Consider the following 15,489-nt stretch of genomic DNA (forward strand, 5'->3'; position numbering starts at 1 on the left):
AAATTTTGCAAAATATACTTTAAACATACTAGTATATAGGCATATATGTATTTATTTTTGTCTGCACCCTGTCTGCACAACCCTCGCTTTTTAAACGGTTTCTAAGGTTTTAATTTAAGTTAAAAATTAGCTCTAAGAAGCTCTAGAAAGAACGATTTGATTCTTGGTTGATGTTTTGTATGGAAAAAGTCATTTTTGTGTTTATAAGGAGATATGGAGTAATTTTAGTAAGAATTGAGTTTTATTACTCTTTTGGTTCTTGACACTCTTTTTATAAATCTATTTTATTATTGTATTTATTGTTTTTGTACTTAGATTTAAAAAATTTGCAATTTCCGTTTTTGTATAGCCATATTCAAAAGCTTTTTTTATATTTTGATTTCTATTTATATCATGATCAAGTTCAAAAAAAGTTTCTATTCTTTTTTTGAGTACTTTAAATTTATCATCTTTGTCAATTATATTTGGAGACTTATATACTTTATTTATTGATTCAGTATCCATATCGCTTTTTATATAATCAGCGTATTCATCATATGTCATCTCAAATATCATAGAATTTCTTAGAACTTCAAAGTGTTTATGTTTATATTTCCATTGAAATAATGATTGAAACCTATATACTTCAATATCATTTACCATTCCAGCTTTAATAGGATTTCTTTCTATATATTTTGCTACTATCCAAAAATGTTCTTCATCAAATAGAGGGTATGATTTGTACCTACCCTGCCAAAGATGACCACTTCTAGTATACTTTTTGTTAAAGTATTTTGAATATTTATCGTTTAAATACTGCATAGCTTGTGAAAGATTTTTGTTCTTAGTTTCAAGTAGCAAATGATAGTGATTTGACATAAGACAATATGCATGTATAACAATATCATACTCTTTAGTAAGTCTTAACAACAGATCCGAAAAAAACTCATAATCCTCAGGTTCGAAAAAAACAAGTCTTCTCTCTACTCCACGATTTATAATATGATATTGTCCTGGTTCTTGGTATCTTCTTTTTCTTGACATATTATAGTATACAAAATTTTTAATTAATTTAATATTAAGTTTTATTCCTCTTTTGGTGCCTGACACCCTTTTTCAATGATTGATATAAAGTTGCTGTCATATTGCTGGCACAACCCTCACTTTTTAAACGGTTTCTAAGGTTATGATTTAAGTTGTAGTTAAGCTGTAGGAGGCTCTGTGAGGCACGAAATGACTTGAAGTGGTTGTTGATGGTTGTGAATGATGTTTGTTGGTTCTCGATGATTGTGTAGAGATTGATTAATGTAAAACACAGAAAAGTTTATAAAAAGTACCTGACCCCTGTTATTTATAGTATACAAAATTTTTAATTAATTTAATATTAAGTTTTATTCCTCTTTTGGTGCCTGACACCCTTTTTGAAGCTATAGGAAGCTCTGTGAGGCACGAAATGACTTGAAGTGGTTCTTGATGGTTGTGAATGATGTTTGTTGGTTCTCGATGATTGTGGAGAGATTGATTAAGGTAAAAGAGATAAAAGTTTATAAAAGTACCTCGTTGTTGTGTGTCTTGGAAAGCCCCTCATAAGAGAGGGGGGCTTAGAGGTCATTTGGAAATATTAACCAAAGACAATATCATTAATATCAAGTCCTGTTGTAAGACCTGTTAAATAAATTGCTTGATCTGTACTATTTGTAAAATCACCATCAGCGTTTGTATCTATAAATAAAACTGTAGCATCAGTAGCATCATCAACAATTACTTGTGCAACAGCACGATCAGTAGTACCATCATTGAAGAAAGCAACACCATCATCAATTAAAGTTTGAAGATCTGCTGCTAATTCTGCATTATTTGCGATAGCACCATCACCAATAGTTCCTTTTCCTGTAATAGCTGTTCTAGCATCACCTGTTCCAAGTCCTAATGCTGCACTTAACTCAATTTTATCCTCTCCTGTAGTAAATGTTGTAACTGTATCATATCCTTTAGCAACATCCATAACAACAGGAGTCACAACTGGAGATGTAGTATCAACTAAAGTTAAAACTGAATCTGTATCAGAAGCAATTTTAACTGTTTCTTTAGTTCCTGCAGCTGCAAGAGTAATATCATCAGCACCACCATTTCCTTGAATAACGTTATTTTCTGTACCGTTTCCAGTCATAACAACTGTATCTACACCAGCAGAGCCTAAGTAACCTAAAGCACTTGTTGGAGAACTTAAAGTAACAGTAATATCTCCTGTAGCATCAGAAGCATCAAACTTAGTAAGCGCAGCATCACTTAAAGTTGTAATAGTTAAATCAGCAGCTCCACTTACATCTATTGTTTTAGCATTTGCAACAGTCAAAGTAGTAATTGTGTTTGTATACTCTCCTTCTTCTGCAGCAACACCAGCTGTAATAGTACCCACATCAGTAGTTGATGCACTAGAAACAATATTGATTGTCTCAATACCTGCAGCAGTTAGATCATTTAAAGTCAATTCGCCATCAATATCTCCACCATTTGTATCAGTATCTACTGATTTTAATGTTATATCAAGTGAGTCAGATGTACCAGTTGCATCTTTTAAGTTATATGTTAGTGTACCAGTTGTATCAGTATCTGTAGATGCAACAGAAACGAATTCTAAATCTGTTCCAGCAGCAACGTCATTAAGTGTTGTCAATGAAGCAGTCATTGGAGCTGATACAGTAACCTTAGTTACAGTTGAAAGATAGTCCATATCTAACGTACCAGCAGCTGCACCTTTAAGATCAACAACTTCAAAGTTTACATAATCAGTTGTAGAAGTAACAAAATCACCATCAGCAACCACTAAAGTATCAGTACCATCTCCGGCATCAATTGTACCACTAGCACCAACAGCACTAGTTAGTGTAACTGTATCGTCACCTGCACCCATTGTAATATCTTTAGTTGTTGCACCAAATGTTGCAGAATCATCACCAGCACCACCTGAAAAATCAACAGTATTTGCTACTGAACCAAATGCAACACCAGCTGTATTTGTAATAGCAACTTTCTCTAAAGCACCTACAGTTGTAGCTGTAAGAGTAAGAGCAGCATCTCCAGAAACATTTATCGTTTTAGCACCATTTGCAACTAGTGATGCAATTGTACTTTTTGCTGTAGATGAATCTATATTCAGTGTTTCAATATCAGTATCAACTGTTACTGCACCTGTTGTAGTTAGGTCATTAACATTTACAGCAAGTGTATCAATTGCTGCTGTAGTTAGTGCTCCAAGAGTACCTGCATTAACTGAAGTACCTGTTCCAGATAAGTTTAATGTACTTAAAGCACCTGAATTAACACTTGCTGCAGCAAAGTTAGTTAAGCTAACTGTAGTAATTGTACCTGCATCTGTTGCTGAAGCAGCATTAACATCAGTAACGCTAACTGCACCATTTACATGACCTACTACCGTAGCAGAAGCCGTAGTAGCTTTATCAGCAGTAACTGAAACGCTAGTTGTAGATGCACTACCACTAATTGTTACAGCACCATCAGTCACTGTAGTATTTACAGCATTTGAACTTGTTTGTGTAACAGAAATTGTATCACCACCATTAACACTTATAGCTCCAGCAGTAGCTCCAGCAGTAGATGTATTAGTTTGATTAACTACAACATCACCAGAAGCTACAGTTGTGCCTCCAATAGTTACTGCTCCAGCAGCTACAGAAGATTTTGTTGTAAGATTAATATCATTACCACCATCTATAGCTATAGCTCCAGTAGCTGTAACTGTAGCATTAATATCTGTAGTTTCGCCAGCAGTCAATGTTGTAGCACCAACACTCTTAGAGTTTATTGTTTTTAAACCAGTAAAAGTACTTGATGTATCAGCTGTCACTGTCGATGCTGTTTCTAAATTTAAAATTTCAACTTCACTAACTTCTATAGTTCCTGGAAGATTGATAGCAGAAGTAGATTGAATATTTAACATATCTTCTCCATTTCCACCAGAAATCTTGTCTAACGCAGTAACAGTATCATATGTTGTCGTTCCTGAGCCATCAACAACTATTGTTTCATTTCCATTGAAAATATCATCATTATCTGTTCCTGTTAGTGTGTCAATTCCAGTTGTTAATCTAAGAGTACTTCCAGTAATTCCAGTTGACGCGCTATTAGCTGCTTCAACAGCAGCATCCACATCCGCCTGAGCACTCGTAACAGTTGCAGCATCAGCTGTAACATCAGCTACGATTGCTTGAAGATCAGCAATTGTATCACCTGAAAGAGCTTTATCTACTGAGTAGTACTTAGCAACTGCTGTTTTATTAGCTAAAACTGTAGCAGCATCAGTTAAACCAAAGCCAGCTAATGTGTCTGCATCTGAGTTTAGTAAGAAATCTGTAGCCATACCTAACATAGTTGCATCTGAAGTTCCAGCTTCAATCTCTTGTGTAAAGTATGCTATAGCAGCATCCCCACCATCTGTACCAGCACTTAATCCAAATCTTGCTGCCATTGCCTCAGCTTTTGCAGCTGTATCCATACCATCAAATTGAGCAGCAAACTCTGGAAGTGCTCCTAGTGCTTCTGCTAACTCTACTAGACCAGCGTCTGGGTTACTTGCAGCCCATGCTTCTAGGTTTGCAAGATTTGCCGCGCCTGGTGCAGCATCAAACGTACTTATACATACGCTGATTATTTGTTCTTGTGTTAAAGCCATATTTTGTTTCCTCCTTAAGGAATGTGTAATTTTTGAGTAATGTATATCGAAATCTATCGCATAGTAAGACTGTCCCCCCTCTAAGTGAAGGTGATGGGACTAGATGTTTTTTGCATGCGTCTGGATTCAACTGCTGTAATTTATGGTATAATATGGTACAAAAAATTTATAAAGGATAGAATATGCAAGCAAGTTTTACGCTTGATAGCAATGAGCTAGATTATTTTTTTGTTGACAAACTTAAAGAAATGTTCAAAAACAAAAGAATTGAGCTATCTATAACAGAAACTGACGATACAGAATATCTTTGTGCTTCAGAGAGCAACAAAGAATTTATAACTACCGCCATAGCCAATATTGAAAATGGACAAAATCTTGTAATAGCAGATCCAAAGTTATTTCAGTGAAAGAAATCATTTTTGAAAGTGCCTCTTTTACTGACTTTACAAATTGGGCGGTGGAAGATAAGAAAGTTTATAAAAAAATAATTTCTCTTATCCGAGATATAGATAGGAATCCATTTGTGGGTCTTGGTAAACCGGAAGCACTTAAACATGAATTTCAAGGATACTGGTCACGAAGAATTACACACGAACATCGCTTGGTTTATAAAGTTGATGATAAATCAATTATCATTGCAGCTTGTAAATACCACTATAAAAAATAGTTTCACTCCCCCATATTATATATTTTATGAGAAAATGAAACTATAAAGCTTTATTTAAGCTACCGAACCATAGCTCCTCGAACATCATCATCTGTAGGCTTTATATAACGCATAGTCGTCTTCACATCACTATGACCGATAAACTGGCTGATAATCTTCACATTGATACCTTTTGTTCCCATTTCTGTTATAAGTCCTTGTCTAAAACTATGACTGGTGTATCCCTTACCAAGGATTGACTTCATCACTGCGTTTACCTGCTTGATAAAAACATCGTGGTTGATGCCCTCCTTTTTACTTTTAACTGCCCCTTTAACAATCACTCTTGCATCTAAGTCTGATTCATCAGTTATCTCAAACAACCTCTTTAGCTGCTTCACAAACTCTTCACCTGCAAATACCTTTCGTTCACTTCTTGTCTTTGGTAGAAGAAGTATTGTGCTACCTTGTTCTGTAAGCTCTCTTATATGATAAAGTCTTAGCTCTTGCAACTCGTTAACTCTCAGTCCTGTAAAATACAGTAGAGTAAATGTACGAAGTAAGTTTGTTCTGCTAGTGGCACGAAGTGACTCATCACCCCTGACACCATTCATTAGCTTTTTGTATTCTACCTCAGTTACTGACTCTTTGATTCTTTTTACACCTCTACTCATAATAAACCTCCTTTTATGTTCTCCATAGGGTCAAAAACTGACCTTTTATTCTGCCTGTGCATTCATTGATTGTCACTATCCCCCTAGCTAAGGTAAACCACATAAAATGTATTAGTTTATGTCGTTATCATCACAACACTTTCCACCTCTCTAAAGAAGATATAGAAACTTGGAAAGTATCCAACTATTGTACAAGAGAAAAGCCCAAGTGGACACCCCACTCAGACTTCAATTTTTAAGCTACACCTTTATCCTTCAACTCCTTGCTAATCTTCTTCATAGCTTTAGATTCAATCTGTTTGACTCTAGTTTTACTAATATCAAGTATATGAGCCACTTCTCTAAGGCTAAAACTACAATCATAAAGTTTTAGATTCCCTAGTCTTTGTAAGATTTCATCTATATCAGCTTGACATTCAAGCAACTTATCTAAAATCTCTTTTTGTTCTTGCTTGTTTAGTTTTGACATGATAGTTTTTCCTTATGATGTAAATGCTCTGTCAGTATTCAAGTGATTAATAACAAAATAATTAATCACTGATCCAAACAGAACCTCAATAGCCCTTTTCAATGCTCTAGTCTCAGCTCTAGCATTCATAAAATGAAGTCCACCACTACCTCGTAACTCACTAAGTTCACAAATACCTATAGAATCAGCAATCCTAAGAATATTTCCATTTTTAATTGTTAGAGTTCCACTTACTTGTGCAAATTCAGGATGAATCTCTTTATCTTTTATCTCCCATGCATAACTAAGAGGTAGACTAGAGAGAATTTTTATAAGACCATCTCTTTTTGCTTCCCATATACCATTGATCAAACAGAAGTCATCTTTATTAAGAAGTTTCAATGCTTTTATCTTTGTTGATTTTAGTTGTTCATATTCATTTTCATCTGCACTGATATGAATTTCTCCTGTAAGTGCATTGACATCTAAGGAGCTATTATCTTGTATTTTTACTATTGGTGTACTCATGATGCAAGTCCTAGTAATTGCTCTTTTAAATTGGAATTAATTCTTCTTTTATTGATTTTAAGTTTAGTAGGATAATTTATAGTCTCTATGCTACAGAACTTATTTATCAAGTCTATATATTCTCCATTTTTGTAAGCTTCTAAGATTGTATCTGTATCAATGACTTTCTTATAAAATCCTGCTTGTATAAGAGGTTCTTCTTTATGAACAATGAGTTTGTTTTTAGAAGATACTTTAGGTTTGTTAATAGTGATAGAGCTAATGCCTGCACCTTCAAGTTTATCAATACCAAACTCACTAAACACTTCTGCACCAACTTTGAGTGCTACTTCTTTTGCTAGTTTTAGATTTTTCTTTAGATGTTGTAACTCTTTGATTTCATCATCAAGAGATTGCATCTTTGTATCAATTGATATGATAGAAAAACCAATATAATCAGCTTTTCTTGTATAGTCTTTATTTGATTGCAGGATTGATTTATACTCTTCTTTGAGCCACTCTAGGTTTGAAGCATTTGCTTCTTGTACTGATTGTTCAAATCTGTATCTTGTAGTTTTCATAACTATGCTCCTATGTTAGTGTTGTTATAATCTTGATTGTTTACTGGAGTTTTAGATACAATGGGATTCTTAGAGGTTAGGGACTTATCTAAGTCTCTTTCCATCTCCTTGATATCTTTTTCACTCATCTCATGTTCCATTTCAAGCCAAGCCATCATATCTTGGTAGAATTGTTCATCATTTGCATACTTTGCGTATTGTCCATCAAACATTGTTTCTCCTTTAGATTTTTTAATTATTGACACTTTTTTGTGCAACTTGTTGGTTTTTACATGTAACTTTGATAGTGAATCCTTTAGCCAATGTATTCAAATACATCAGATCCAATCTCCCAATAGTTACCTCCATACTCTAAGTCTCTAGCAACTCTTTCATAATCAATATTGTTAGCTATTATTGGGTCTAATTTATATACCCCATAGCAATCTTCTAAGAGGCTGTAAGCCACATCTTCCAAACTTTGGTCTTGATGTATGATTACATCTTCACTTCGCTCTATGGCATCTTGTATGTCTATTGTGATACCTTCGTTTAGTAAAAAGGCAATTGCTTTTAGTTTGTCTTTGTCTAGAACTGCTAGTTGTCCCATATCAGCATTTAACTTGTATATGTCTTCATATTCATATACTTCAAAGAACTCTAGGTCTTCCCATTCATAGTCAGTTATAAACCACTCTTCATGGTTTGAGGTTTGACTAATGGTTTCTCCTTCACTAAGTACTTCCGATAGGGCTTGTGAGAGTTCAAATGGGGTAAGAGGAAGATTTATCCATTTACCAACTAAATGTCCTTCATTGTATGCTTGAAGATCTGTTAAAAATATCTTTAGCATTGTTTCTCCTTTGTATTGTTTTAAGGGGTTGGTCGCTTGACAACTGTATTTACCAGTAGGGCTTTGTTAAGAGTAAAACTTTTTACTTTTTCACTACTCTAAAAAGTAACGCTAGTTACTCTATGTGTGAAAGAAGTGTGGAAGAATAGAATCACTAGAGGGGGGGATAGGTCTATGCGAGTGTGGGGTGTGGAAGTTTTAATATTTGTTTGCAAAAAAAATAGAAATTTTACATATGATGATGGTGTATGCTTGTGTATGTTATTTAAAAAGGTTGATTTGTATGTTTTAGCTATATTTTTAAAGGTCATTATTTGTACCTTTTTAGAAGCTTTAATGCTACTCATGTATAAAGGATAGGATATTTAGATTCTTTCTTTTTATTATTATTGTTCCATATATTCTTTTTTTATTTCTTAAAGGAGAAAATGGGACAATATTTTTTATTCATGTAAAAGGGATGGAGGTAAAAATATCCCTCAAACTATCCTATTTAAAAATCAAAAAATTTCTTTACAATTCTTTTTAATAGGTTTTATATTGTAAAACTGAACTCAAAAATAGTAATACATTACTAAATTATCACAAAGGAATTACAAATGAGTAATTTAATAAAAGTTATGAGTGAAACTATAAATACTCAAAAAAGATGGTTAACACCATCAGATCTAGAAGCTAAATATGATTTCAGTAAAAGTTGGCAGAGTAAAGCTCGTATGGCAACTAGTGATTCAAATCTTTCTTTCCTCAAAATGGGTAACTTCATCAGATATGATAGATATGAAATTGATGAGTGGATTGAAAAGCATAAAGTGAGGTAGTTGTTGTAGTGATTGAAGTTGATATTATTTGCACTACAATTACCTCTCGTTTTGAAAAAAGTAAAAGTATTTGAGTGTGACTTTTTCACTTTAAAGTACATAATTTGTATCTAATTATTTGGGTTTTACTTATAAACTTAATAATAGTATAATTTTGTATTAATAGAAATAGATTGTAAAAATAGAAAATAGAAAAGTATTGATATATAGAAAACATGGTATTTAAATATCATTATATAATATTTAAGTCAAAAGAGTATAATATTGAAATTAACAAAAGAAGAAAAAAGACGTAAAATAAACGCTATTCCATATACTTTATTTAACTATTCAGATAAATACTTAACTACAACAGAAAATTTTCCTCTTTATCCCATTCATCCTAAGCATTTAATTAAAGCTGTAACCAAAAAATTGAAATATTTCAAAATATTTTTGTCAGAAGACACACCAAGCTTAATTACAGAAATGTGTAAAACATTTAATCAAGTAATTTACTTAAATCAGAATACTTCTAAATTTAAAAATCTGATTGTTTCTCCTCAAACTGGTAGCGCTAAATCATTATCAGCAAAATTATATATTTCTTTATTAAAAAAAGAATCCTCATTAATTGTTGTTCAAAGAGTAGATCAAGCAATAGAGTTTTGCGAACAAATAAATGAATGGAGTAAAAATGATAATTATGCGAGATGTTTTTATCAGATATCAAATGAAAACAATAATCATCATCTTAGAATTGAAAAAGAAGAATTAAAAAATTATAGATGCATCGTCATTACTCACAATATGTTTCTTAACGCCAACCAAAATAAAGAAGTAGATATATATAAAAATTTTAATAACAAAAATAGAGATTTTATATTGATAGATGAACGCATAAAATATCATAGAAAATATACTGTCAGCAAACTTCAAGTCAAAGAATATATTAAAATGGATCAAATAGATTCGATATATGAACACAATGATAACGAAATACTTCTAGAAGCATTTTTAAACATAAGACTAATTTTAGAATTTTTTGAAGGAATTTTTGATAAGCTTAAAGCTACGGCATCTAGCAACAATTCAAATATCCTTTTTTCAACATATGATAACACTTGTAAAATAATAAAATATAATTTTAAGCATGAATATGAAAATATTGAAAATATTATTCAGGTGATTAAAAATGCAAATATATATTTTGTCAAGAATCCATTAATGCCGAAGGAAACAGCTTTTTACAACAAGCAGTCAAAAATAAAACTTTTAACGTTTTTGAAATCATTACAAAAAATAGTTAGTAATGATTTTTTCTATTATAAAAATGGTAATGACGAATCTATTACAACTATTGTGCCTATAAAAAATAATTTTGGTTCCTGCGTTACTTTAGATGCAACTGCTAAAATTAATATGTTTTATCAAATCGAATCTCAATATGGACTAAAAACAACTAAAATTATTAAAACTACGCCAACCAAAATATATAATAATTTAACAATACATACTGCAAAAGGTTTTTTTCAAGGCAAAAGCACTATTATGAAAACTAAAAGAGGAACAAAAGAAGCTAAAGAATATCTTGAGCTTATCAATAGTTTATTGGCATACAACGATGACAAAATACTAGTGATAACATCCAAAAGCTTTAGACAAACCATGGAATCTTTAAGCGTTAATAAACGAATTAGCTTCACTCACTGGGGAGACCATTTAGGTAAAAATAATTGGCAAGATTGTAATAGAGTTATTGTGATAGGTTGGCAGTTTTATAAAAACTTAGAATATTATGCTAATTTTATCAGTGCATGTGGACGCTTTGAAGATTTATATCAGTCTTATAGGATAGAGGGTAAAATTATGCATAAATTTAAAGTAACACAATTAGCAGATGATTTAGTTCAAGCAGTTAACAGAAGTGCTATAAGAAATATCATTGATACAAAAGGTAACTGCCCCCTTAGCCATGTTTATCTGTTTTATGCACAAAAAGATGAATACTTTGATGTTGTAGATATATTTATAGATCAGTTTAAAGGAGCAAAGATAGATAAATGGTCACCAATATTGGGGGATACAAATAATAACAAATCTAAACCTTACCTAAAAATAGAAGCTATTATAAGTACAATAAAAGAAGAACTACAAAAATCACAAGAAGTACGACTAACAACTATTATAAATAAAACAGGAATTCCCAAATCAACTATAAGTAGATTGATAAATAAAGAGGAATTTACCACACAATTATCAGAATCTGGTTTAGATAAAGGTATGCTCGATAAAAAATCTTTAGTCTTTTTTAGAAGCTCACTATGACATTGTGAGAAGGTGGTTTTTTAGGTTTAAGAGCTATTTGGTTGTAAGATGATGGATATGTTGGGTGGAGTTAGATTGTGGCTTTTTGGTGGGTTTATTTGATTGTATGAAGACATATCATTCACTCATCCACTTTCATCATTCTAGTGTTCGACTGATTCTGTTTCGTCAGCTATGAGACAATCTATGGAACGAGCGTAGCGAAGTGCAATAGTTGTTGAAGTAGCTGTAAGAATAAAGATGAAGGAGACGAAGCTCTGAAAGAGCGAAGAACGTTCTTGCGTAGAGCTATCGTTTTTAGAAATTAAAAAATAATAATAAAAACAACAGAGACTTTCCACCACTTTCAAAAGCTTTTGAGTTTATGCTTACAGCCATCTTCAAAAAGCTTTTAGCTGCGTTTCACTTCGCTAAAACTTTTCTTGATGTCTGACGCAACACTCAACGCTTTATCAAGTGGCACGTCTCTGAAAAATAGGAGAGAAAGAACTTTGGAGGGGGAATTCTTCCTCACCAAGTTCTTTTTTAATTTGTTAGTTATTATATTTATAATATAGAAATGCCTATATACAGTCTTTTATCATAGTTTTTATACCCCTATAAAGTAGGGTTATTGTATGATGTTATACCCTATTTAGTAGGGGTTAAATTTGTATCAGATTTGTCGTATTCAACTTACTCCAATTACTCATAACCGTATTGATATATTTTAAATGTCTCTTAGCTTTTTCTTCTTGGCTTAAGTATTTTTCTACTGTTGGGTCTCCTGTAGGCACTAAAAGTTTTGGGTTTATAATGTATTGAGCTCTTTTCACTCTCCTTACAAAATCTTTAGACATAAGTTCTTTAATTCCATCTTGCCAGTTATCTTTTTCTTTTTTTGTCCAACTTGAGCTTTTTATTTTTATAATTCCAAATATGTGGTCGTTTGATAGCATACAATCTTTTAATTTATCTAATGCTCTTCTTCCATTTACTCTCATATCAACCATTTCTTTGATAATATCAATTGATGCTTCTGCGTCTTTTAATCCTAGTTTTTTACCATTACCAACTGCAACATAGGCATAAGGTGCTGACACTTTTCTCTTTTTTTGTTTGGATACAACAAGCATCTCATCATCTTTTAGCTTTTTGGATTTCTCATCAAGATCTACTATAGTAGATGCTAATTCAAGTCCATCATTTAAAAGTTCATCTGTAAATTCTTCATCTTGGGATTTCATCTCATCAATATTCGTATTTTCAATATTCATACTATCATCCGGAACTATAAATTTAAGTGAGATGAAGTAAATTATCCAGTTTCACCCATCTATCCAAGCACTTAAATGACAGTAGATGGATAGGCACTGGATGAACCTTTAGCTACTGTCGTTTTAATGCTCCAAGTAGAACAATAACAGATTATATCACACAAATGGTTAAGCACGGTTGAGAACTTATTTGTGGATATTTTAGCATTCAGGATGAATATTTTGCTAAAGCATGATGCTTGTTTGGAATTTATTTTTACCTACTCATATGTTTGGGTAACTCCCATATTTCTTTTAATCCAACAACTTCCCAGCCTAAAAAGCTGCTTTCATAAGCTATGCATCACTTAAATAACTGTGCGTGTGTTCCTATTCTTGCTAGATATAATGTATCTTCTGTAACCTTGTATATAACCAATATATCTCCACTTACATGAAACTCTCTATATCCTTGATAATTACCTTTAAGTGGATGGTCTTGTGCTTCTGATGGGAGTTCTTCACCTGCTAATAGTTTACCTACATAGATAATAAACTTGCTGTAGTGCTGGTCTGTAAGTTTAGCTTTTATGCTATCTTTATTAAATAGTTTAGTTCTTTTTATTTTACGATACATTTTTTCATATCATCTTTTAGTTGGTCAAAGCTTATCTCTTCTAAATCAACACCTTCGTCAATATCTTTCATAGCTTGTAATGTTTCAGTATTTGGTATCTTTATCTCAAATGGAATTCCTTTCTCCATCACTGACTGAGATAAAAATATATTAAAAGCATCACTTAAACCCATACCATACTGTTTAAATATATCTTTAGCTTGTTCTTTCATAGTTTTATCCAGATATACATTGGTTCTTACTTTATTGGTAACTGTTGTAATCATTTCATTCTCCTCTACTGTTTTAAATAGTATAACACACAATGTGTGTCTTTGTCAATACTTTTTAATCCAACAACTTCCCAGCACAACTGATAGCATTCATCAAAGATTCATTGCTAAGATGAGCATATCTTTGTGTCATCTTCATATTGGAGTGTCCTAGCAAGGTTTGTACTTCATAGAGACTTCTTCCACTGTTAACAAGAGCAGATGCAAAGCTATGTCTTAGATCATGAAGTCTTACATCTTTTAATCCTGCTTTTCTTCTTGCATGATCCCATGAGCGATAGAAGTCATTTTGAGGTATTCCCGTTTTTGGAGAAGGAAATAGATATTTTGAATGATTTGGTATAGTTGATATGAGTTCTTTTAGTTTTTCTGATATTGGAAGAATTCTTTTTTTACCATTTTTACTTGTTGGGATTGTCCAAATGTTTTGGTTTAGATTTATATCTTTCCATTGTGCTTTTAATACTTCTCCTCTTCTTGCTCCTGTAAGAAGTAGAAAGGGTATAATGTACTTTAGATTTATGTTTTGTGATTCATTGACTGCTTTTATCAAGCGTTTAGCTTCTCTTTTGGTTACGAATCTTTCTCTTGCATTATTTTCTTCTAATGGTTTTACTTTACTAGCTGGGTTGTTTGCTATTCCTTCTAGTTCGTATTCGATAGCTATGGTGTAAGCTTGAGAGAGAAATATGAGAAATTTGTTAGCTGTAGATGGTTTTAGTTTTTTTACTTGTACCATCTCTATGTGGGCTTTCATGATATCATGTTTTTTTATTTCACTCATTTTATATTTTCCAAACTTTGGGAGTATATGTACTCGCATCATGCTATCATTACTCTTCCAGCTCTTTACATGTTTTTGTACAAATGGGAGATAGTATTGGTGATAGAAGCTAAGTAATGTCATGGAGGAGAACTCAGGTGGTGGAGTATCTATGATGACTTCTTTGCCCTCTTCTAGACTTCTTTTTAGTTTTAGAGCTTTTGTTCTTGCTTCTTGGGTTGGGAGGATTGTGGCATCGCCTAGTTTGGTTGATTTTCGTTTGCCATCATGTAGAACTATCCTTAAATAAAATGTTTTTCTTCCATTGGCTCTTACTTCAAGCATAAAACCTTTTAATTCATCATCATGGAATTCTTGTTTGCTCTTGTCTTTTTCACATTTTGCCCTTTTTACAAATGCTTGTGTTAGTTTCATAGCTTTTCCTTGCTTTTTTATAAATTGTATAACAGAAAATTACAATCGTACAGGGGGTAAATGAAAAAAATTTAGTAAAAATTACAAAATTGTAAAATACAAGTAGCAAAAAATAGCTTGCTGGCATATAGCTGGCAAATGGAATAAAAGAATGTGATAGGTTTGATTGCTTTAATAGCCCTATACATCGATGAATGATTGATATAAAGTTGCTGTCATATTGCTGGCACAACCCTCACTTTTTAAACGGTTTCTAAGGTTATGATTTAAGTTATAGTTAAGCTGTAGGAAGCTCTGTGAGGCACGAAATGACTTGAAGTGGTTGTTGATGGTTGTGAATGATGTTTGTTGGTTCTCGATGATTGTGTAGAGATTGATTAATGTAAAACACAGAAAAGTTTATAAAAAGTACCTGACCCCTGTTATTTATAGTATACAAAATTTTTAATTAATTTAATATTAAGTTTTATTCCTCTTTTGGTGCCTTCTTTTGGTGCCTGACACCCTTTTTTGTAGTAAATAATTTCACAAATTGTTTTGGCATAAGCTTCCTACTTATTGGCCAAAGCCTTGTTCCACTTCCCCCGCATAAAATTATATTAATCATTTTTTATATCCATTCTTAATCCAAATATTTACTACTCTACATTATAAATAAT

Annotated in this window: 16 protein-coding genes and 1 pseudogene; 4 read left to right on the forward strand and 13 right to left on the reverse strand. The window is 32.4% G+C overall.

Going from position 1 to position 15,489, the window contains the following annotated elements:
• Positions 1-279: 279 nt before the first annotated feature.
• Positions 280-1,023 (reverse strand): transposase, encoded by a 744-nt coding sequence (locus ACKGJI_RS08820; RefSeq protein ID WP_458699918.1) that lies wholly within the window; start codon positions 1,021-1,023, stop codon positions 280-282.
• Positions 1,024-1,600: 577 nt separating this feature from the next.
• A complete protein-coding gene (locus ACKGJI_RS08825) occupies positions 1,601-4,672 on the reverse strand; it encodes a beta strand repeat-containing protein (RefSeq protein WP_458699919.1) in 3,072 nt (1,023 codons plus the stop codon).
• A 182-nt stretch (positions 4,673-4,854) separates the two neighbouring features.
• Here ACKGJI_RS08825 and ACKGJI_RS08830 point away from each other — a divergent pair, with 182 nt between their 5' ends.
• Together ACKGJI_RS08830 and ACKGJI_RS08835 are read left to right on the forward strand one after the other, a co-directional pair.
• A complete protein-coding gene (locus ACKGJI_RS08830; protein WP_458699920.1) occupies positions 4,855-5,079 on the forward strand; it encodes a hypothetical protein in 225 nt (74 codons plus the stop codon).
• A complete protein-coding gene (locus ACKGJI_RS08835) occupies positions 5,076-5,339 on the forward strand; it encodes a Txe/YoeB family addiction module toxin (protein WP_458699921.1) in 264 nt (87 codons plus the stop codon). The genes ACKGJI_RS08830 and ACKGJI_RS08835 overlap by 4 nt, the downstream gene beginning before the upstream one ends.
• Positions 5,340-5,398: 59 nt before the next feature.
• Here the strand turns inward: ACKGJI_RS08835 and ACKGJI_RS08840 are convergent, their stop codons facing one another.
• The 6 genes from ACKGJI_RS08840 to ACKGJI_RS08865 all read right to left on the reverse strand — a co-directional run bounded on the left by ACKGJI_RS08840 (position 5,399) and on the right by ACKGJI_RS08865 (position 8,360).
• On the reverse strand, positions 5,399-5,992 hold the full coding sequence (locus tag ACKGJI_RS08840) for a tyrosine-type recombinase/integrase (RefSeq protein ID WP_458699922.1): 594 nt from the start codon (positions 5,990-5,992) through the stop codon (positions 5,399-5,401).
• Between the two features lie 235 nt (positions 5,993-6,227).
• Positions 6,228-6,461 carry a sigma factor-like helix-turn-helix DNA-binding protein gene (locus ACKGJI_RS08845; RefSeq protein ID WP_458699923.1) on the reverse strand — a complete coding sequence of 78 codons (234 nt, stop codon included), beginning with the start codon at positions 6,459-6,461 and terminating at the stop codon, positions 6,228-6,230.
• 12 nt (positions 6,462-6,473) lie between these two features.
• Complete coding sequence (locus ACKGJI_RS08850; protein WP_458699924.1) at positions 6,474-6,968, reverse strand: hypothetical protein; 495 nt, start codon at positions 6,966-6,968, stop codon at positions 6,474-6,476.
• The gene (locus ACKGJI_RS08855; RefSeq protein ID WP_458699925.1) at positions 6,965-7,528 is read right to left on the reverse strand and encodes a siphovirus Gp157 family protein; all 564 of its coding nucleotides are present in this window, start codon (positions 7,526-7,528) and stop codon (positions 6,965-6,967) included. Before ACKGJI_RS08855 ends, ACKGJI_RS08850 begins: the two co-directional genes overlap by 4 nt.
• A 2-nt stretch (positions 7,529-7,530) precedes the next feature.
• Positions 7,531-7,740 (reverse strand): hypothetical protein, encoded by a 210-nt coding sequence (locus ACKGJI_RS08860; protein WP_458699926.1) that lies wholly within the window; start codon positions 7,738-7,740, stop codon positions 7,531-7,533.
• 83 nt (positions 7,741-7,823) lie between these two features.
• A complete protein-coding gene (locus tag ACKGJI_RS08865; RefSeq protein ID WP_458699927.1) occupies positions 7,824-8,360 on the reverse strand; it encodes an antirestriction protein ArdA in 537 nt (178 codons plus the stop codon).
• A 599-nt stretch (positions 8,361-8,959) separates the two neighbouring features.
• Here ACKGJI_RS08865 and ACKGJI_RS08870 point away from each other — a divergent pair.
• A complete protein-coding gene (locus ACKGJI_RS08870) occupies positions 8,960-9,181 on the forward strand; it encodes a hypothetical protein (protein WP_458699928.1) in 222 nt (73 codons plus the stop codon).
• Between the two features lie 264 nt (positions 9,182-9,445).
• The gene (locus ACKGJI_RS08875; protein ID WP_458699929.1) at positions 9,446-11,488 is read left to right on the forward strand and encodes a DEAD/DEAH box helicase family protein; all 2,043 of its coding nucleotides are present in this window, start codon (positions 9,446-9,448) and stop codon (positions 11,486-11,488) included.
• A 644-nt stretch (positions 11,489-12,132) separates the two neighbouring features.
• Here the strand turns inward: ACKGJI_RS08875 and ACKGJI_RS08880 are convergent.
• The 5 genes and pseudogenes from ACKGJI_RS08880 to ACKGJI_RS08900 form a co-directional block, all read right to left on the reverse strand.
• The gene (locus tag ACKGJI_RS08880; RefSeq protein ID WP_458699930.1) at positions 12,133-12,744 is read right to left on the reverse strand and encodes a hypothetical protein; all 612 of its coding nucleotides are present in this window, start codon (positions 12,742-12,744) and stop codon (positions 12,133-12,135) included.
• A gap of 343 nt (positions 12,745-13,087) precedes the next feature.
• Complete coding sequence (locus ACKGJI_RS08885) at positions 13,088-13,360, reverse strand: type II toxin-antitoxin system YafQ family toxin (protein ID WP_458699931.1); 273 nt, start codon at positions 13,358-13,360, stop codon at positions 13,088-13,090.
• A complete protein-coding gene (locus tag ACKGJI_RS08890; RefSeq protein WP_458699932.1) occupies positions 13,345-13,626 on the reverse strand; it encodes a type II toxin-antitoxin system RelB/DinJ family antitoxin in 282 nt (93 codons plus the stop codon). The genes ACKGJI_RS08885 and ACKGJI_RS08890 overlap by 16 nt, the downstream gene beginning before the upstream one ends.
• A gap of 61 nt (positions 13,627-13,687) precedes the next feature.
• The gene (locus ACKGJI_RS08895; RefSeq protein ID WP_458699933.1) at positions 13,688-14,830 is read right to left on the reverse strand and encodes a tyrosine-type recombinase/integrase; all 1,143 of its coding nucleotides are present in this window, start codon (positions 14,828-14,830) and stop codon (positions 13,688-13,690) included.
• A 508-nt stretch (positions 14,831-15,338) separates the two neighbouring features.
• Positions 15,339-15,437: pseudogene (locus tag ACKGJI_RS08900) on the reverse strand (sugar phosphate nucleotidyltransferase); the annotation flags it as partial.
• Between the last annotated feature and the right edge of the window lie 52 nt (positions 15,438-15,489).

The organism is Sulfurospirillum sp. 1307 (assembly GCF_054408545.1).